12 protein-coding genes are annotated in these 18,290 nt (G+C 57.9%); 1 reads left to right on the top strand and 11 read right to left on the bottom strand.

The window, feature by feature from the left end; translation table 11 throughout:
* Positions 1 to 24: 24 nt before the first annotated feature.
* From P4L78_RS03935 to P4L78_RS03905, 7 genes are all read right to left on the bottom strand, one after another.
* Positions 25 to 663, bottom strand: coding sequence for an HAD-IA family hydrolase (locus tag P4L78_RS03935; protein ID WP_283148872.1), 639 nt, complete (start codon positions 661 to 663; stop codon positions 25 to 27).
* Between the two features lie 97 nt (positions 664 to 760).
* Positions 761 to 1,009: a hypothetical protein gene (locus P4L78_RS03930; RefSeq protein WP_283148871.1), complete on the bottom strand. Its 249-nt coding sequence runs from the start codon at positions 1,007 to 1,009 to the stop codon at positions 761 to 763.
* Positions 1,010 to 1,232: 223 nt separating this feature from the next.
* Positions 1,233 to 1,655 (bottom strand): hypothetical protein, encoded by a 423-nt coding sequence (locus P4L78_RS03925; RefSeq protein WP_309327018.1) that lies wholly within the window; start codon positions 1,653 to 1,655, stop codon positions 1,233 to 1,235.
* A gap of 87 nt (positions 1,656 to 1,742) precedes the next feature.
* Positions 1,743 to 3,161 (bottom strand): DUF2252 domain-containing protein, encoded by a 1,419-nt coding sequence (locus P4L78_RS03920; RefSeq protein ID WP_309327017.1) that lies wholly within the window; start codon positions 3,159 to 3,161, stop codon positions 1,743 to 1,745.
* Between the two features lie 151 nt (positions 3,162 to 3,312).
* On the bottom strand, positions 3,313 to 4,104 hold the full coding sequence (locus P4L78_RS03915) for a hypothetical protein (RefSeq protein WP_283148868.1): 792 nt from the start codon (positions 4,102 to 4,104) through the stop codon (positions 3,313 to 3,315).
* Between the two features lie 176 nt (positions 4,105 to 4,280).
* Positions 4,281 to 5,930, bottom strand: a complete 1,650-nt coding sequence (locus P4L78_RS03910; RefSeq protein WP_283148867.1) for a mechanosensitive ion channel family protein — start codon at positions 5,928 to 5,930, stop codon at positions 4,281 to 4,283.
* Between the two features lie 292 nt (positions 5,931 to 6,222).
* Positions 6,223 to 7,449: an MFS transporter gene (locus P4L78_RS03905; RefSeq protein WP_283148866.1), complete on the bottom strand. Its 1,227-nt coding sequence runs from the start codon at positions 7,447 to 7,449 to the stop codon at positions 6,223 to 6,225.
* A gap of 477 nt (positions 7,450 to 7,926) precedes the next feature.
* Between P4L78_RS03905 and P4L78_RS03900 the strand changes: the two genes are divergently transcribed.
* Complete coding sequence (locus tag P4L78_RS03900; RefSeq protein ID WP_283148865.1) at positions 7,927 to 8,778, top strand: carboxylate/amino acid/amine transporter; 852 nt, start codon at positions 7,927 to 7,929, stop codon at positions 8,776 to 8,778.
* Positions 8,779 to 8,875: 97 nt separating this feature from the next.
* Here the strand turns inward: P4L78_RS03900 and P4L78_RS03895 are convergent, their stop codons facing one another.
* From P4L78_RS03895 to P4L78_RS03880, 4 genes are read right to left on the bottom strand one after another with little or no spacing between them, the layout of a single operon-like run.
* Positions 8,876 to 10,342, bottom strand: coding sequence for an efflux transporter outer membrane subunit (locus P4L78_RS03895; RefSeq protein ID WP_309327016.1), 1,467 nt, complete (start codon positions 10,340 to 10,342; stop codon positions 8,876 to 8,878).
* Entirely contained in the window at positions 10,343 to 13,456 is a 3,114-nt protein-coding gene (locus tag P4L78_RS03890; RefSeq protein ID WP_309327015.1) for a multidrug efflux RND transporter permease subunit, read from the bottom strand. It abuts the gene before it with no gap.
* Entirely contained in the window at positions 13,456 to 16,575 is a 3,120-nt protein-coding gene (locus P4L78_RS03885; RefSeq protein ID WP_309327014.1) for an MdtB/MuxB family multidrug efflux RND transporter permease subunit, read from the bottom strand. The genes P4L78_RS03890 and P4L78_RS03885 overlap by 1 nt, the downstream gene beginning before the upstream one ends.
* Positions 16,576 to 16,617: 42 nt before the next feature.
* The gene (locus P4L78_RS03880; RefSeq protein ID WP_309327013.1) at positions 16,618 to 17,931 is read right to left on the bottom strand and encodes an MdtA/MuxA family multidrug efflux RND transporter periplasmic adaptor subunit; all 1,314 of its coding nucleotides are present in this window, start codon (positions 17,929 to 17,931) and stop codon (positions 16,618 to 16,620) included.
* Positions 17,932 to 18,290: the final 359 nt, after the last annotated feature.

Below are 18,290 nucleotides of genomic sequence, written 5' to 3'. Positions count from 1 at the left end.
GGGCCTTTGTTTTGTGTGCGATGTTCAGCTGATTTGCTGCAGCAGTGGCACCAATTGCGCCATATGGGTAAACGCCGTTACACCGGCCGGAACAGCGTCTTGCTGGCCATGCGGCTGGTAATACAAGGCGTGCATGCCCGCGCCCAATGCGGCCTGGATGCCCGTTGGGCTGTCTTCTACGACGGCGCAAGCGGCAGCGTCAACGCCCAGTTCTTGAGCAACATGCAGGAACAAAGCGGGATCAGGCTTCCATTTGCCCACGTCGTACGCGCTGTAAATGCGCTCGCCAAATAACTCCGCCAAGCCAGTGATTTCAAGCGCGTGGCGAATTTTGGCGGCAGGGCCGTTGGAGACCAGACAAAACGGCAAATGCAGTTGATCAAGCATTTCAATGACGCCGGGCATGACTTCCAGTTCGGCATCAAACAGTTCGACCACGCGGGCGCGATAGCGGGCTTCGAAATCATCGGGCAACGGCTGGCCTATCCGCCGGGCCAAATCAGCCGCAATGGGCGCGAATTTGATGCCGCGATAACGCTGCACCATGCCGTCTATGGTCTCGTCCAGCTGCGGCAAGAGTTCGAGAAAGGCCTGGTTGCACAGTTTTTCACTGTCTACCAGCGTGCCATCCATATCAAAACAAACGAGTTTTACTGCGGGCATAGGCGAAGAATGTCGGGAAAGAAATTGTCGAAAAACCGGCAGGCTTACATGCGGCCGGTGCGACAAGAATAACATCCGCAGTGCCAGAGCGACCTGATCAGGTCATGTGCTGCGCAACCGAGCGCATGACTTCTTCACCAAATAGCGTATGAATTTCAGGCTGCAGCAACGCCAGCATGCTGAAAGCGGTGCCGGTATCCATGAAGCGATCTGCGGCATTGCGACAGCTGGCTTCGTCTTCCCACACTAGCCGGTCGAAAAAGTAACCATCGCCTTCGTACATCTCGTAGGCGACAAAACCCGCCTGTACCCGCAACCAGGCCAGCATGTCATTGGTGAGAGACACAAATACGTCATATGAATTTGGATCTTTCAACCGAGACTGTACTAATTGAACAAACATGAAAACTCCGGGAAATAAATTGCAATAGTCCAATCATCGCAGTTTAGCCCGCTGCGGGTATTTTTGCTGTGACCGAGGACGTGACATTTCGTAACTTCCTAAAAATCAGGACAAAAAAAAGCATGCGCCGTTCTGGCTGCATGCTTTTTTGCTGGCTAACGAGCGCTTACCTGGTCGTCGTCGCCGAAGCATTTTTGGGCTTTTTGGCGCTGGTCGGCGGCGCCAGTTGCCAAGTGCCATCTGCCGCTTTGCAATAGGATGGGGTCATGGTGTCGTTCTGGATCTTGCTCTTGAACGCCAGGACCAGCGCCCGGCAACTCACGCCATCGCGCTCAAAATCACGCGTGGGTGTGATCTCTACCGAAGTTGGTGTGGAACTGGGCTGATCCACGTTGCTCCAGTTTTCCTTTTCTCCGATCTTGCTGTTGGCCAGCGCATCCTGGATGGTTTTGTTCAGACTGGTGATTTCATCTGGCTTCAGCCGGGCCAGCGGCGTGTCACTCATGAAGCCAAGGCCGGCTGCATGGCTGGTAACAGCTAGCGTTGCTAGCAGAGCCATTGCAATGGCCATTTGACGAATCGAACGCATCAAGCAAATTCCTTTTGGTGGGCTAGCCCGGATTTTAAAACGTCGTACATACCTTTCATAGCGGTTATAGCCCATCTCGCCGCGCAGCTACACCAGAAAATCTGCGGTGTAATCTGCTTCGGTACGTGCGACAAGCCGACCGGAGCGACACGCTTTGGAGAAAAGGTCGTAATCGCGTTCGACCTGGTCGGCGTAAGCCATTGAATATTTGCCAATGGCAACCGCCATGCTGTCGCTTTTACCCAGGTAACCGGCCACTTCCGTTGCCAGACCACCGGCCCTTGCATGTGCCCGCGCCAGGACCCAGCCGCAGGAGCGTGCATAGCCTTTGAGTATGGTGGAGTCGAACAATTCAACCTGCGGCGAGACTTTCATGTCCCGCAACTGGCGCAAATAGAAGTGCCGCCCTGATGGCCCGGTTGACCAGCCCAGGAAAATATCGCTGGAAGCCTGCATCAGGCGCTGCCCTTCCACCACCCTTCGCCCCTGATGCTGGAACGGGGTCTTGGGTTTGACATACGGCGCCAGCACCGAATCGCGGGCTTCCTTGATTTGCAGGAACAACGGCTCGCCCTGACTGCCTATCATCAAGGCGATCAAGCAGCGGGTACCGACGCTACCCACCCCAACCACCTTGAAGGCCATGTCATGCAGCGTGAAGCGTTCCAGTAATTGCCGGTGGCTGGCCGAAATCGTGCCCGAATACTCTTTGTACAGTTTTTTGATCAACGCTTCCGGACTGCCCAGTTGCACCCAGTCATCCACTTCATCAAACAGGCTGGTGTTGCCGTGAATATGAAACACACCAGGAGGCGCATCGCGGATTTTCCAGACGCCGTCTTTCATCACGCCCAGTTTTGGCAGCAGCTCCTCGCTACTGCGCCGGTCGGCTTTGGCCATACCCTCGCGCACCAACCGCCGCCCTTCGGCAGTCTTGGCGCTTTCCAGAATTCGCTCAAACGTGATCTGGTCATACCAGGTTTCCAGCGCGCCCATTTCTGCGTATTCGAGCGTTTTTTGCCGATAGGACTCCGCCACAATATAAGCCGTTTCTTCGGCGGCTGAGTCACCGTGCCCGAGGTGGCGGGCGGCCACGGCAAAACTGGCGGCCAGACGCTTCAGATCCCACTCCCAAGGCCCGGGATGGGTTTCATCAAAGTCATTTACGTCAAACAACAAATTGCGTTCTGGCGTGGCAAAGCCGCCAAAATTGGAGAGATGACAATCGCCACAGATTTGCATCTGGATGCCGGAGTCAGGTGTGCCTGCCAGATCATGTGCCTGCAAAATTGCACTGCCGCGGAAAAACGCAAACGGTGACACCAGCATGCGCGCGTAACGCAACGGCACCAGTTTGGTCACGCGCCCTTCGCTATTGGCCTCAAGCAACGCCAACGGATCGCGATCCGTATTGCCAGTCTTGTGGTGACTGCTGCGTTTGGTTTGCTTGCGTGCTTCGATCCCGATCGCTTTGCGCTGTTCCAGGGTGGCTTCTTCGTTTGGCATGCGTTGTGAACTCCATTGACTGGCAACTGCACCGTGCCCGAGGCATAGATGGCTGGCTGATTCATCATCATAGTCAGACAAGGGCAGTTTGCGAACTTTGCACCTGGTTCTACCGGCAGCCAGTACAACCGGCCATATCATTAAAGATGGGCTAATCCGGAAACAACACCGAGGCAGTCAGACGCACGCCCCAGCCCGGCACGCTATCCGGGCGCGCAATCCAGTATTTGCCTTCGACACCCAGCATGGCTTTCTGGCTACCAAATGAAAACATTTTGCTCAGGCCGGCGCTCACGGGCACGGTCCACACTTTATCCACCCAATCGTAGGTGGTTTCGGAACCTACCGACCATGTCAGCCCGGAGCTTTGAGTGAAGGCCATAAACGGTTGAAAGGCCGAGGTGCTGGCGTTGCCGTGCAAAGCCGGAATGGTGTACGACCAGATATGGTTGGCCTCCACGCCCCAACTCCAGCTCTGGTTTTGCATCATGACAATGCCGGAGGGGCCGCCGCCCCAGCGGGTCAGCGGTGCGGTGGAAACCAGTGTGTTGTCGCCCAGAAAAGCAGTCCCGCCGCCGGCGATCCAGCCACTCTCAGGGACTTTGGCCGGCAGCACCAAAACGTTCTGCACGTCTTGACCGGTGCCGTAGGGGTTGGAGCCGGGCAACAAGTCAGACTGCCCGCCGTTGAGCAAGGGCTGGGTCACCAGGCTCCATTGGCTATTCAATAAATAGGCAGCTGCGCCCGGTTCGGTGCTTTTGCTGCCCCAGCCAGTGTTGGTACTGCTATTACCCAGACGGGATGCCACCAGCGTTGCGCCGGGCTGCATGGACATATCGGGAACAAAACCGTCGCCCAAGGCAACAGCAGGCAAAATGCCGGAAAGACTACTCACCAGCGCGCACCGGACCCTTAGCTTGAACAAGCCTTGTCGCATACGCATCTCCCGGCTCATTGCACCTGGGACTGGCGAGTGAGTCCGTTTTTTTTATCGATCTTGTTGTGTGGGCAGCAAGGCCGGGTTGATCAGCCTTGTGCACCTCATTAATGCTCATTCCTAAAGCTAGACGCTTGTAAGACTGGTCGCGAGGCAGTCTGGTTGTGAAACAACGCCGCTGGTCAGGAAGTCCCCTCGCCATTGGCCGGTTTGGCTGGCGCCGGATACCACTGGCCTTTGGGCACGAGTACCGCTTGATGCGGTTGCTCCTCGAAATGCGGCGACATGATCTGTACGCCCCAGGTGTTGAACTCGTCCTGGATATTGGCATGCAGCACAGACAAGGTTCCGGCCCGCCCCATCGGATCTGGCGTGTGGGCAAACAGTTGATATTCCACGTAAAAGTCCGACAGCGCGCGTTGCAACACATAAGGCGCTGGCGTTGCTGCCAGCCCAGGCGTCTTTTGCGCGGCGGCCTCCAGCATGGCATGTACCTGCCGCCATGGCGTGTCGTAACCGATGGTCACGGTCGTGGACAAGAGCGACCCGGTTGCGCCGGCGGCACGGGTGTAGTTGTGGATGGTATTGCCCACTACCACCGCGTTCGGGATGGTGATTTCCTCTTTGCGCAGCGTCAGTAATTTGACCGACAAAGTAGAAAGCTCAGTCACCACGCCTGTGGTTTCGCCGATCGCCACCAGATCTCCTTTGGTCAGCGCCCGCGAATAAATCAGCACCATGCCGCTCATAAGCTGGTTCACAATCCCCGCCGACCCCAGCGTGATCATGAAGCCGAACAGCACCGACAAGCCCTTGAACACGTCACTTTGCGAGCCGGGAATATACGGGTAGGCAAACGTCAGCCCCAGCGCCCATACCATCACCGATACCATGCGGCGCGTGGCACCGGCGGTATCCGGATGCAAGCCGGGGATTTCCATGCGCCCTTTCTGCACCGCCTCGAACACCCGGGCAATGATGTCTTGCACCGCCCTTGTGATCAGCAAGATCACCACCACGGTGATCACGCCCGGTACTGCGCTCACAAAGCCTTCGGCAATACGTGTCAGCAGATCCACCAGAAAGCCGCCCATGCGATCACCCAGTGGTTGGGTCAGCACGAACTGCTTGAGCACGAATACCAACCAGACATACAACAAAGTCAGCAATGCAAAGGCGGAACAAATCTGGATCAACCGATGCGCCAGTTGTACCGAGGCGCCCAGCCAGTCAAACCCTGTGGTTGCTTCGGCTTCATCATGGCGTTTCTGCAAACGCTCACACCAGCGCAGCAGTATTTTGCGTAAACGGCCCAGCCCCCACACGGCCATTGCCAGCACGGCAACGGCCAGCAATGTCGCCACAATGCCGTGGATCAGATTGGGCCAATGCATGCCTTCTTTGCGCACGGCCAGTACCGTTTTGAGATTACTTTCGGTATCCGTGGCAAAAGCCTCAAAGGGCCGGCGATCGCCGGGGTTTTGGTCATTAGGCAAGAGTGAGAACAGCAGCCGGTCGCCCAACTGGAATACCGTGACCTGGATATTGCCAAACAGCACCTGAATGCGATTGAGGGGCAGATCCAGATCGGATTCCTTCAGGCTTTCCAGCACGGCTTGCGCGCGTTGTGCCCGCACCGCTGGAGTCGCTCCCGCCAGATCGTCGCGGAACTGGACGATGGTCCGGTTCATATAGCGAAAGTCGGCCGGTTCTGGCGCTGAGGCCATCGGCGCGGAAGCCGAATGCTCGACGATGGAAATCGGATTGGCGGCCCATGTCGGGACGTTCATTACCAACAACATAAGTGCAAGGCACTGGATCAAGCGACGCATGTGCGTGATATTCCCGCAGAATCGATAAGGTTCTAGATAGTTCAAGTTCAAGCCAGGGGAGGCGATTACGGAATAGTTCGAATGATCGCGCCGGGAACCCTGGCATTTTTTGAGCCCCCTGAATATCAAATAGCATATAAACAGGGCTGCTTGCTTACGTTTCGCCTGCAAGGACTGTTAGAAACGTCGCGTAGATGCGACAAAGCCCGGCGAAGCTGCTTCGTCGGGCTTTGGGAAATACCTTGCTGACTGGCGTTGGAGTGCTCAGCCGGTCGTGGTCTGCATCAGTGCTTTATGCCGCAGCAATCGCCTGCGGCCCGCGTGGATTTTTGTGATGCAACACCACCGTAAGCACCACGCCCGCCGCTGCAGCAATGGCCGCCACAAAGAAAATGGCCGGGTAGCCATAGCCACCAATAATCAAGCCAGCAACCGGCCCGATCAAGCCTAGAGCCACATCCAGAAACACCGAATACGCCCCCAGCGCAGCACCACGGCTGGCAGCGGGCACCAATGCCACGGCTTCGACACCCAACGCCGGGAATACCAGCGAGAAACCGATGCCGGTCAGCGCTGCGCCGACCAGCGCCATGGTGGGCGTCAGCGCGGTCCACAACAGGGTAAGCCCAATGCACTCCACCACAAATGACACAATCGCCACTTTGAAGCCGCCGTAGCTGTTGATGCTGCGCGCAAATATCAGACGCGTCGCGACAAAACACAGACCGAACATGCTCAGCGTGAACGCCGCATTGGGCCAGTGGCGGCTGGCGTAGAACAACGTCACAAATGTGGCGATGGTGCCGAATCCGGCCGAACCAAGCGCCAGCCCCGTGCCATAAGCGAACACTTTGCCCAGCACGCTGCGAAACGGCAGGCGCTCACCATGCACAATCGGTGAAGCTGTGCGCGGCAGCGCCAAGGCAACACCAAGCACGCCCAGCAGCATGACCACGATGCCGATCACGGCAAAGCCAAACTGGTGCGTGAGCATAACGCCCAGCGGCGCACCGACGGCCAATGCGCCATAGGTGGCGACACCATTCCAGGAAATAACCTTGGCGGTATGCTGCGCACCCACCGTACCGATGCCCCAGGTAATGGCGCCGGTACCACAGCAGCTTTCAGCAAAACCCAGGATCAGACGCCCCACCAACAACAAGGCAAAACTCACGCCTGGCATATGGCTGGTCAGCGCGGCCAGCAGCATGAACACGCCACTGACACCCGCGGCGGCCAAGCCATATAACACGGTACGTTTGGCGCCCAGGTTATCCGACATTCGCCCAGCCTGCGGGCGACTGGCCAGCGTGGCCAGATACTGCGCGCTGATCACCAGCCCCGCCAATACCGAGCCGAAACCCAGATCCAGATGGACATAAGAAGGCAGCACCGCCAGCGGAATACCGATGGTGAGATAAGCAATGAAAGTGAACATCACAATGCTGACGACACGCCGGGTGACGCCTGCTTCGGCGGCGGTATCGGGCAATTGGGTAGAGCTGGAATCTGAAGACATGACACAACGCTATAACGAGAAAATGAAGGGCACTCAAGGCCTTGCACAACGCGGCCATTCACTGGACCGGTCGGTTTGATGCAAAGCAACATAAAGCGCACTCCCGAATGATAGGCCGAAATCCGCCAGCGCTGTATCATCCGCGCACGAAATTAGTATTTCGTCATATTACAACTTGTACAAAACCGCTGCGGAAGACCTCAAGGAACCTCTGAACGGGTTCTTTGGGAGCAGCGTTTGCGCCAAATCGGGATGATCTGTTGACCCGTTGCTGTGCCCCAAGGCCAGGCGCCTTTGGGCACAGCAACGGCGCGGCAGGCACCCGATTTCGCGCAAACCCGCAGGGACAGTCCGTTGCGGGCTGCTTGCTGTGTTGCAGGCCCTGAACAGGTAATGGGCCTGTCATACAGGCTGACGCCGCGCTCCATCCCGCAAAGGACCGTCGCTGCCCCAAAAAACTTGTTCAAAGGTTCCCGTATGCCTTATCTCGCCATCATCACCGTCGTCTGGGCGCTGTCTTTCAATCTGATTGGCATCTTTCTGGCCGGTCATGTCGATAGTGATTTTGCCGTGCTCACCCGCGTGGCCATTGCCGGGCTGGTCTTTCTGCCATTTACGGCCTGGAACGGCATTGCCGGCATGCGCAAGCTGGGCACCATGGCGGCTGGCGCGCTGCAGTTTGGCGTGACTTATCTGCTGTTGTATCGCTCTTTTCATTTTGTCAGCGTGGCAGAGGTGCTGCTGTTTACCATCTTCACGCCGATCTACATCACGCTGCTGGACGATCTGCTGCAACGCCGCTTCAATCCGCGCGCCTTTGCTGCGGCGCTGGTGGCAGTGATTGGCTCGCTGATCATTCGATACGACCACATCGACAGCAACGCCCTCACCGGCTTTTTGCTGCTACAAGCGGCCAATCTGACCTTTGCCGCCGGCCAGGTTGGATACCGCCGTCTGGTTGCCCGTTACCCGAGCGACCTGCCGCAATATCGCTCGTTTGGTTATTTCTTTCTCGGCGCGTTGATCGTCGCCCTGCCCTCGTTCCTGATCTTTGGCAACGCGGCCAAATTGCCCGCAACCCTTGACCAGTTTGCCGTGCTGGCGTTCCTGGGACTGATCTCGTCAGCGCTGGGTTTTTACTGGTGGAACAAAGGCGCGTGCATGGTCGATGCCGGTACGCTAGGCGCCATGAACAACATGCATATTCCAGTGGGCTTGCTCATCAATCTGGCGTTCTTCAACCAGCATGCGGATATCCCAAGGCTGGTGATTGGCGGACTGGTGATGCTTGCGGCGCTGTGGATTAACCGGCGCGGCTGGCAGCATTGAGGGCGAGGTAACGCGCGAAGGCTATCGGCCCGAATAAATGAAAAAAGCCTCCAGTTTCGGAGGCTTTTTTGCTGCTACGTTCATGCGTATTGCGGATTTACTTTGCCGATGCGGTTTGCGTCATTTCAGACGCTTCCCAGCCACCGCCCAATGCTTTGATCAACAACACGTTGGCGGTAAAGCGCCGCTGCCGCACGTTCAGCGCATTGCTTTGCGCGTTCAGCAACGCAGCCTGCGTCGTCGCCACATTCACATAGGTCGCAGTTCCGGCTTTGTACTGATTGAACGCCAGATCGGCCGAATCTTGCGCCGCATGCACCGTCATTTCCTGGGTTTTGGCTTCGTCTTCCAGAATCCGCAGCGCGGCCAGATTGTCTTCTACTTCCTGCAAGCTACCCAGCACGGTCTGGCGATATTCTGCCACCACCGCGTCGTATTGGGCTTCAGCTTCGTTTTTACCGGCACGCAGCAAACCGCCTTCAAAGATCGGCTGCGTCAGCCCGGCCCCGAGCGACCAGATACGGCTGGGCAAATTAAACAAATCGGCAAAGTTGTTGCCTTGATAACCACCGGTGGCAGAGAGCGTCAGCGCTGGATACATAGCCGCAGTGGCGACGCCGACGTTGGCATTGGCTTGGGCGACGGCACGTTCTGCCGCAGCGATATCCGGGCGACGTTCCAGCAACTGAGAAGGCAAACCGGCCGGGATACCTGGCAAGTTCGCGGCCAGGGTTTCTTCTGGCAGCGTGAAGTTGGACGGAGCCTTGCCAATCAAAATGGCAATGGCGTGTTCCAGCTGCGCCCGCGAAACGCCCAAGTCAGTCAGTGAAGCCTGCGCCGCATACAACTGCGTTTGCGCTTGCGCCACGTCAGCACGTGTCACGATGCCGGCTTTGTACTGGTTCTGCGTCAGCGTCAGCGACTTCTGGTAAGCGGCGACGGTCTGTACGTACAACGCCTTTTGCCCATCCAGCACGCGCAGCTGGAAATAATCCTGCGCCAGTGTGGCTTGTGCCGACAACAAAGCCCCAGCCAGATTAGCTGCGCTGGCTTGCGTGCTGGCGTCTTGCGCTTCTACCTGGCGGCGGACCTTACCCCAGATATCCGGTTCCCAGCTGGCATCGAGCACCGTGCCATAGTTGTTCTTGATGGCGGTGCGGTTGGATGTGGTGGCGCCTGCTCCACCGGTACCGCTCACGGTACTGGTGTTGCTCTGGCTGCGACCGGCGGACAGATCCAGCCCGGCCGTGGGCCAGAATGCGGCGCGGGCCACGTCACCAGCGGCCTGGGCCTGCCGATACTGCGCCTCGAACTGCTTCACGTTCTGGTTGCTGATCTGGACTTGTTCCATCAGACCGTTGAGCGTCGGGTCACCGTAGGCTTCCCACCATTTGCCGCGCGGTGTCAGATCTTGCGGGTTGGCTGGTTTAAAGCCTGCCGCCTCCTTGAACGCGGTACCAGCATCGACCTGGGGCGCGCCTTTGTAGTCAGGGCCAACGGCACAACCAGTCAAGGCGGTGACGATGGCAAGGGTCATCAGGCTGATTTGTAGTTTTCGGTTCATTTAGCGGACTCCTGCTCCACTTTGCGCGTCAAAGGTCGTTTGGGTTTCAGTGCGGCCCATGCGGCGCAAACACCAGAGACGGAAACGATCCAGGTAGAGATACATTACGGGTGTGGTGTACAGCGTCAGTATCTGGCTCACCACCAGACCACCAACGATCGAGATGCCTAACGGCTGACGCAGCTCGGCGCCATCGCCATGTCCCAGCGCCAGCGGAATGGCCCCAAGAATGGCCGCCATGGTGGTCATCATGATCGGCCGAAAGCGCAACATGCAGGCGTGAAAGATGGCATCACGCGAACTCATGCCCTGGCGACGCTCTGCATCCAGCGCAAAGTCGATCATCATGATGGCGTTCTTTTTAACGATACCGATCAGCAACAGCACACCAATCAACGCCACGATGGTGAATTCAGTTTTGAACAACATCAGCGCCAACAGTGCCCCGACACCTGCCGAAGGGAGCGTCGACAAGATGGTGATCGGATGCACGTAGCTCTCATACAAGATGCCCAGCACGATATAAACCGCCACAATGGCGGACAGAATGAGCCACTTCTGAGAGTCATTGGACTGCTGGAAAGCGGCGGCGCTACCGGCAAAACTGCCGTGTATCGACGACGGCACGCTCAGCCGGTTCATGGCGTCTTCAATGGCCGTCTGCGCTTCAGACAATGACGTTCCCGGGTCCAGATTGAACGAGATCGTCGCCGCCACAAATTCGCCTTGGTGGTTCACTGCCAGCGGCGTAAATGTCGGCGCATAGCTTGCCACGGTCGACAACGGCACCTGCGCCCCAGTCGAGCTGATGATGTAGATATTCTTTAGCGCTTCCGGGCTCTGCCAGTATTGCGGGGCAACTTCCATCACTACGTGGTACTGGTTTAGCGGCTGGTAAATGGTGGAGACCTGCCGCTGGCCGAATGCGTCATTGAGCACCGAATCAACCTGACTCACCGTCAGCCCCAGCCGCGCAATGGCATCGCGATTGAGCGTCAGCGTGGTCTGCAAACCTTTGTCTTGCTGGTCGGTGTTTACATCTTTGAGAATGTCGACATTGGCCAGCGCATTCTGGATTTTCGGCTGCCATTCGCGCAGCACGGCCAGGTCATCGGCTTGCAAGGTGTATTGATACTGGGCGTTAGAGCTTCGGCCACCCACGCGAATATCCTGGACTGATTGCAAGAACAACTTCGCGCCCGGTTCGTTGGCCAGTTTGTCGCGCAGCCGTGCAATCACCGCATCGGACGAGAGCTTGCGTTCGGCCAATGGCTTGAGCGAGACAAACATGAAACCACTGTTGCGCTGGCCACCGCCGGTATAAGCCACCACCGAATCGACCGCCGGATCGTTTTTTACAATCCGGGTAAAGTCGGCCATTTTCAGGCGCATGGCCTGGAACGAAATGCTCTGGTCCGCCTGCACGTTGCCGGTAATGCGGCCGGTATCTTGCTGCGGGAAGAACCCTTTGGGGATCACCACGTACAGATACACGTTCAGGCAAATGGTGATCAGCAGAATCAGCATGGTCAGCGGGCCGTGCAGCAAAATCCACGTGAGCGAGCGCCGATACCCGTTTTGCATCCCGTTGAAGATGCGTTCGCTCAGGCGATACAAGCGGCCATGTTCTTTGCGCTCGGCGCGCAGCAGGCGCGAACACATCATTGGCGTGGTGGTCAGCGAAACGACCAGCGACACCAGAATGGCCACCGACAGTGTCACCGCAAATTCTCGGAACAACCGCCCGACAATCCCGCCCATCATCAAAATCGGAATAAACACCGCCACCAGCGAAATGCTCATGCTGATAACCGTAAAACCCACCTCGCGCGCACCGGCCATGGCTGCCTGGAACGGTTTCATGCCCTCTTCGATATGCCTGGATACGTTTTCCAGCACCACGATGGCGTCATCCACCACAAAACCGGTGGCGATGGTCAATGCCATCAGCGACAGGTTATTCAGGCTGAATCCGCACAGATACATCGCAGCAAAGGTGGCGATCAATGACACCGGCACGGCCACCGCCGGAATCAATGTCGCGCGACCATTTCGCAGGAATAAAAACACCACCATGATCACCAGCGCTACCGAGATGATCAGCGTGCGCTCCACTTCAGACAGCGAGGCGCGGATGGTCGGCGAGCGATCCATGGCTACGGCGACGTTAATTGCCGCCGGAATTTGCGCCGTCAGGCCCGGCAGTTCAGCATTCACCCGATCCACTGTTTCGATGATGTTAGCGCCAGGCTGCCGCCGTAAAATCAGCAGTACCGAAGGTTTGCCATTGGCCGAACCCGCGTTGCGCACATCCTGCACCGAGTCTTTAACCTCGGCCACATCTGCCAGGCGCACCGCGTTGCCGTTTTTGTAACTGACAATGAGCGGCAAATATTCTTTGGCGGTTTTGGCCTGGTCGCTGGCGTAAATCTGCCAGTGCCGATCACCGTCTTCGGTCTGTCCTTTGGGGCGATTGGCGTTGGCGGCTGATAGCGCAGTGCGCACGGTTTCCAGCGACACACCGTACTGGTTCAGCTGCAGCGGATTCAATTCCACCCGTACCGCCGGCAGCGAACTGCCGCCCACGTCCACCTGCCCAACACCATCAATCTGCGACAGCTTTTGCGCCAGGATGGTCGAGGCTGCGTCATACATCTGGCCCTGACTCAGGGTGTCCGAGGTCAGCGCCAGAATCATGATCGGCGCGTCGGCCGGGTTGACTTTGCGATAGGTTGGATTGCTCGGCATGCCGGTCGGCAACAAACTGCGAGCGGCATTGATGGCCGCTTGCACATCGCGCGCCGCACCGTTGATATCGCGATTCAGATCAAACTGCAGCGTCACCCGGGTAGAACCGAGCGAGCTGGAAGACGTCATCTCCGTCACGCCCGCAATGCGGCCCAGCGCACGTTCCAGCGGTGTCGCCACCGTGGCGGCCATTGTATCCGGGGAAGCGCCGGGCAAGCTGGCGGAAACAGAGATCGTCGGGTAATCCACCTGCGGCAAGGGCGACACGGGCAACAACAGGAACGACACGGCACCAGCCAATGCAATACCAACGGTCAGCAATGTGGTGGCAACCGGGCGCTTGATGAAAGTAGATGAAAAACTCATCAGCGCACGTCCGTTGACGCGGTAGTGGTGCCGCCGTCGCGTTGCGCCTTCCAGTTACGGAAACGCAGGCTGACGCGGTCAAACCACAGGTAAATGACTGGCGTGGTAAACAGGGTGAGCAACTGGCTGACCAGCAAACCGCCCACCATGGTTACGCCCAGCGGGTGACGCAATTCGGAACCCACGCCCGTGCCCAGCATCAGCGGTAAAGCGCCCAGCAACGCGGCCATGGTGGTCATCAGAATCGGCCGGAAGCGCAGCAAACATGCCTGATAGATGGCCTCACGCGGCGGCTTGCCTTCGTCACGCTCTGCCTGCAAGGCAAAGTCGATCATCATGATGGCGTTTTTCTTGACGATGCCAATCAACAGCACGATACCGATGATGGCAATCACGCTCAGATCAGTGCGCGCCAGCAACAGCGCCAGCAGTGCGCCGATACCAGCCGACGGCAAGGTCGACAGAATGGTGATCGGATGGATATAGCTCTCGTACAACACGCCCAGCACGATATACATCGTGACAATCGCCGCCAGAATCAGCCACAGCTCGTTGGACAGTGCCGCCCGGAAAGCCAGCGCAGCGCCCTGAAAGCTGGTTTCCACCGCCGCTGGCATGCCGATTTCTTGCTCGGCCTGGTCGATCAGTTTCACCGCTTCACCCAGCGATGCGCCCGGCGCCAGGTTAAACGACACGGTAGACGACGGGAACTGCGACAGATGGTTGATCACCAGAGGGGTGTTTTTCTCCACCACCTTGGCCACCGCCGACAACGGTACTTGCACGCCGTTGGTGCCAGCCACGTGTAGATTCTCCAGCGATTGCGGACCGACAGCCTGTTCAGGCGAGGCTTCCAGAATCACGCGGTACTGGTTGGCCTGGGTGTAGATAGTGGAAATCATGCGCTGGCCGTAGGCACTGTAGAGCGCGTTATCAATCGCCGCTGGGGTAATGCCCAGGCGCCCTGCCGCGTCGCGATCAATATCCACGTACGCCTGCAAACCTTTGTCTTGCAAATCGCTGGTCACGTCCGCCAGTTGCGGCAGCGTGGCCAGTTTGGCTACCAGCTTGGGCGTCCATTCGCTCAGCTGGTTGATGTCCGCAGTTTGCAGCGTGAACTGATACTGCGTACGCGCTACGCGATCTTCAATGGTCAGATCCTGCACCGGCTGCATGAACAGCGAGATACCCTCGACCTTGGCTACTTCCGGCTGCAAGCGGCGAATCACATCGGTAGCAGACGAACTGCGCTGATCGTGCGGCTTCAGGTTGATCAAGAAACGGCCACTGTTGAGCGTGGCGTTAACGCCATCTACCCCGATAAACGAAGACAGCGAATCCACATCCGGGTCTTTCAGGATGACATCAGCCAGCGCCTGCTGCCGCTGCGCCATCGCGGTAAACGACACCGATTGCGAAGCGTCCGAGATACCCTGAATCACGCCGGTATCCTGCACCGGGAAGAAACCCTTGGGCACGAACACATACAGCAACGCAGTCAGCGCAATCGTGCCCACTGCAACGGTCAGCGTCATACGCTGATGGTCCAGCACCCAGGTCAGCATCTTGCCGTAGCGGGCAATGACGTTATCAAAGAACGCGCCCATGCTGTGATAGAAGCGGCTTTGTTTTTCTTCCGGCGTGTGCTTGAGCAAACGCGCGCACATCATCGGCGTGAGCGTGAGTGAGACGACTGCAGAAATAAGGATCGATACCGCCAGGGTAATGGCGAATTCGCGGAACAAGCGCCCCACTACATCGCCCATAAACAGCAGCGGAATCAACACGGCGATCAGCGAAAAAGTCAGCGAGATAATGGTGAAGCCAATTTGCTCGGCGCCCTTGAGCGCAGCCTTCATCGGCTCTTCGCCCTCTTCGATATAACGCGAGATATTTTCGATCATCACGATGGCGTCATCGACCACAAAACCGGTGGCGATAGTCAGCGCCATCAGCGTCAGGTTGTTGATCGAGAACCCGCACATATACATCACGCCAAATGTGCCCACCAAAGACAGCGGCACTGCCACACTCGGGATAATGGTGGCAGGCACGTTGCGCAAGAACACGTAGATGACCAGCACCACCAGCGCAATCGCCAGCAGCAGTTCAAACATGGTGTCCAGCACGGATGCGCGGATGGTCGTGGTACGGTCAGTCAGCACTTGCACCTGCACCGCGCCAGGCAACGTAGCCTGCAACGATGGCAGCAGTTGCTTGATGCTATCGACCACCTGAATGACGTTGGCCCCAGGCTGGCGCTGGATATTCACCAGAATGGCCGGTTTTTCGTTGGCCCAGGCCGCCAGGCGGGTGTTCTCGGAGCCATCGACAATGGTTGCGACATCCGACAAGCGAATCGCTGCGCCATTTTTGTATGCCAGCACCAGGCTGTTGTACTCGGCCGCCGACTTGAGCTGGTCGTTGGCATCAATGGTTGAGGCACGCATCGGGCCATCAAAACTGCCCTTGGCCTGATTGGTATTGGCGTTGCCAATGGCAGTGCGCACGTCCTCGATATTCAGCCCGTACGATGCCAATTGCTGCGGATTCGCCTGAATCCGCACCGCCGGACGTTGCCCGCCGGACAAACTCACCAGACCTACGCCCGGCAATTGCGAAATCTTTTGCGCCAGTCGCGTATCCACCAGGTCTTCGACCTTGGGCAGCGTCATGGTGCCGGAGGTCACTGCCAGCGTCATGATTGGCGTATCGGCCGGATTCACCTTGCTGTAAATCGGCGGCATCGGCAGATCGGTCGGCAACAAATTGCTGGCTGCGTTGATCGCGGCTTGCACTTCTTGTTCAGCCACATCCAGGCCAATCGCCAGATTGAACTGCAAAGTAATAACCGAGGCACCGCCGGAGTTCACCGACGACATCTGGTTCAGCCCAGGCATCTGCCCGAACTGGCGTTCGAGCGGCGCGGTAATCGATGACGTTGTGACGTCCGGGCTGGCGCCAGGGTATAGCGTTACCACCTGAATGGTCGGGTAGTCGACTTCCGGCAACGCAGAAATCGGCAAAAAGCGCATGGCCACCAAACCGGCCAGCAAGATGGCGACCATCAGCAACGACGTTGCTACTGGCCGCAGAATAAACAGGCGTGAGGGATTCATTTATGGCTCCGGAACAGGGGACGATCAGACCGACTCATCGCCTTATTCCTGGCTCTGCTTGTGTTTCCACGCGCCACTGGCTCGCATGCCGTGCGGGCCACTACCACGATGCGCATGCGGCTTTTGTCCTGCCACACCACTCGCATTGGGCGAGATCACCTCAACCGGCGAGCCTTCCTTGAGCTTGTCGCCGCCGTCGATCACCACCGTTTCGCCGGGCTTGAGGCCAGACTCCACACCTACATTGTCACCATCGACTGGGCCAAGCGTAATCGGCCGGGCCGAGACGGTTTGGTCATCGCCCACCACAAACACAAAGGTGCCCGCAGTACCGCGCTGCACGGCGGCGCTCGGCAAAATGGTGGCGTCATGGCGCGTCTCCACCAGCAAGCGCGCGTTCACAAACTGGTTGGGGAACAGCGAACCATCGGTATTCGGGAACACGGCTTTCAGTTTCACCGTGCCGGTAGTGGTGTCGATCTGGTTATCCAGTGACAGCAATTTACCGCTCGCCAGCTTGATGGTCTGGCCACGATCAAAGGCATCTACCGCCAGCGTCTGGCCATTGTTGACCTGCTGCAACACCGCCGGCAGGTTGGTTTCGGGAATGGTAAACATGACGGAAATCGGCGTGACCTGGTTAATCACCACCAAGCCATTGGTATCCGCCGCATGCACCATATTGCCCGGATCGACCTGGCGCAAACCGATACGGCCGGACGCAGGCGCGGTCACTTTGGTGTACGACAACTGCAACTTGGCGCTATCCACCGCCGCCTGGTCGGCCTTGACCGTGCCTTCGTATTGCTTGACCAGCGCCTGTTGCTGATCAACCTGTTGCTTAGAGATAGATTCTTGCGTCAGCAGCGTCTGATAACGCGCCAGATCTTGTTGGGCACCCAGCAATTGCGCTTGATCGCGCAGCAACTGGCCTTGTGCTTGCGCGACGGTAACGGCAAACGGCGCTGGATCAATCTGCGCCAGCACCTGACCTTCTTTCACTACCTGGCCTTCCGTGAACAACACTTTTTGCAGCAAGCCATCGACCCGCGTGTGCACGATCACGCTATTGGCTGGCGTCACAGTACCCAAGCCAGTGAGATAAACGTTCAGATCACCCGCATGTACTTTGCGCGCCTGCACCGGCATCGGCGCCCCGCCCGCTCCAGCCGCACCCCCGCGACGACCACCGCCGGCCTGGGCCGCAGCGCCTGGCTTGGCGTTATGGATGAAGTACCCGGCACCGGCCACCACCACCACGGCGGCAAGCAGCCACGGCCACACGCGGCGACGGGACTGGGGCTGAAAACTGGAAGCGGAAACTACAGGCGGGTTTTGGTGCTGGTCAGCAGACATGAGGTAATCCAGTGTTATCCGGTGCGGCCCTTCAACGGGCTTAATAACCACTCGCGCTGCCGTCCGGACTTCTTGTGCCGGTAAAGCGGGCGCTTGTTACTCTGCTTGCAACCCGGCAACAGCCGGGACGATGGGGCGAGCGGCTCTAAAACGTATGGAACAACGGTGCGAATTGATCAACGCCAGGCAGCGGAGCCAGTTTACGGCGCGACATCCGGCACTAATACCGATGGCGCACGCCAACCTGTTACAGGACTCGCTGCTTACAAGTGTATAGATCACAGCCACGGCCCGAAGTCTGCCGCAAATCGACTTAAGCCAGGGTTAGTCGAAGGTAAAAAATGTGTAAAGGCTGGCTT

It is taken from the genome of Silvimonas sp., assembly GCF_031291215.1.
Taxonomy (GTDB): Bacteria; Pseudomonadota; Gammaproteobacteria; order Burkholderiales; family Chitinibacteraceae; genus Silvimonas; species Silvimonas soli.
The sequence above is the reverse complement of the archived record's forward strand: the minus strand, read 5'-3'. Positions and strand labels throughout refer to the sequence as shown.

What these genes read in the sequence shown, in the direction of transcription:
- P4L78_RS03935 (WP_283148872.1), bottom strand. Translation starts at nt 663, where the DNA reads ATGCCCGCAGTAAAACTCGTTTGTTTTGATATGGATGGCACGCTGGTA.
- P4L78_RS03925 (WP_309327018.1), bottom strand. Translation starts at nt 1,655, where the DNA reads ATGCGTTCGATTCGTCAAATGGCCATTGCAATGGCTCTGCTAGCAACG.
- P4L78_RS03920 (WP_309327017.1), bottom strand. Translation starts at nt 3,161, where the DNA reads ATGCCAAACGAAGAAGCCACCCTGGAACAGCGCAAAGCGATCGGGATC.
- P4L78_RS03915 (WP_283148868.1), bottom strand. Translation starts at nt 4,104, where the DNA reads ATGCGTATGCGACAAGGCTTGTTCAAGCTAAGGGTCCGGTGCGCGCTG.
- P4L78_RS03910 (WP_283148867.1), bottom strand. Translation starts at nt 5,930, where the DNA reads ATGCGTCGCTTGATCCAGTGCCTTGCACTTATGTTGTTGGTAATGAAC.
- P4L78_RS03905 (WP_283148866.1), bottom strand. Translation starts at nt 7,449, where the DNA reads ATGTCTTCAGATTCCAGCTCTACCCAATTGCCCGATACCGCCGCCGAA.
- P4L78_RS03900 (WP_283148865.1), top strand. Translation starts at nt 7,927, where the DNA reads ATGCCTTATCTCGCCATCATCACCGTCGTCTGGGCGCTGTCTTTCAAT.
- P4L78_RS03895 (WP_309327016.1), bottom strand. Translation starts at nt 10,342, where the DNA reads ATGAACCGAAAACTACAAATCAGCCTGATGACCCTTGCCATCGTCACC.
- P4L78_RS03890 (WP_309327015.1), bottom strand. Translation starts at nt 13,456, where the DNA reads ATGAGTTTTTCATCTACTTTCATCAAGCGCCCGGTTGCCACCACATTG.
- P4L78_RS03885 (WP_309327014.1), bottom strand. Translation starts at nt 16,575, where the DNA reads ATGAATCCCTCACGCCTGTTTATTCTGCGGCCAGTAGCAACGTCGTTG.
- P4L78_RS03880 (WP_309327013.1), bottom strand. Translation starts at nt 17,931, where the DNA reads ATGTCTGCTGACCAGCACCAAAACCCGCCTGTAGTTTCCGCTTCCAGT.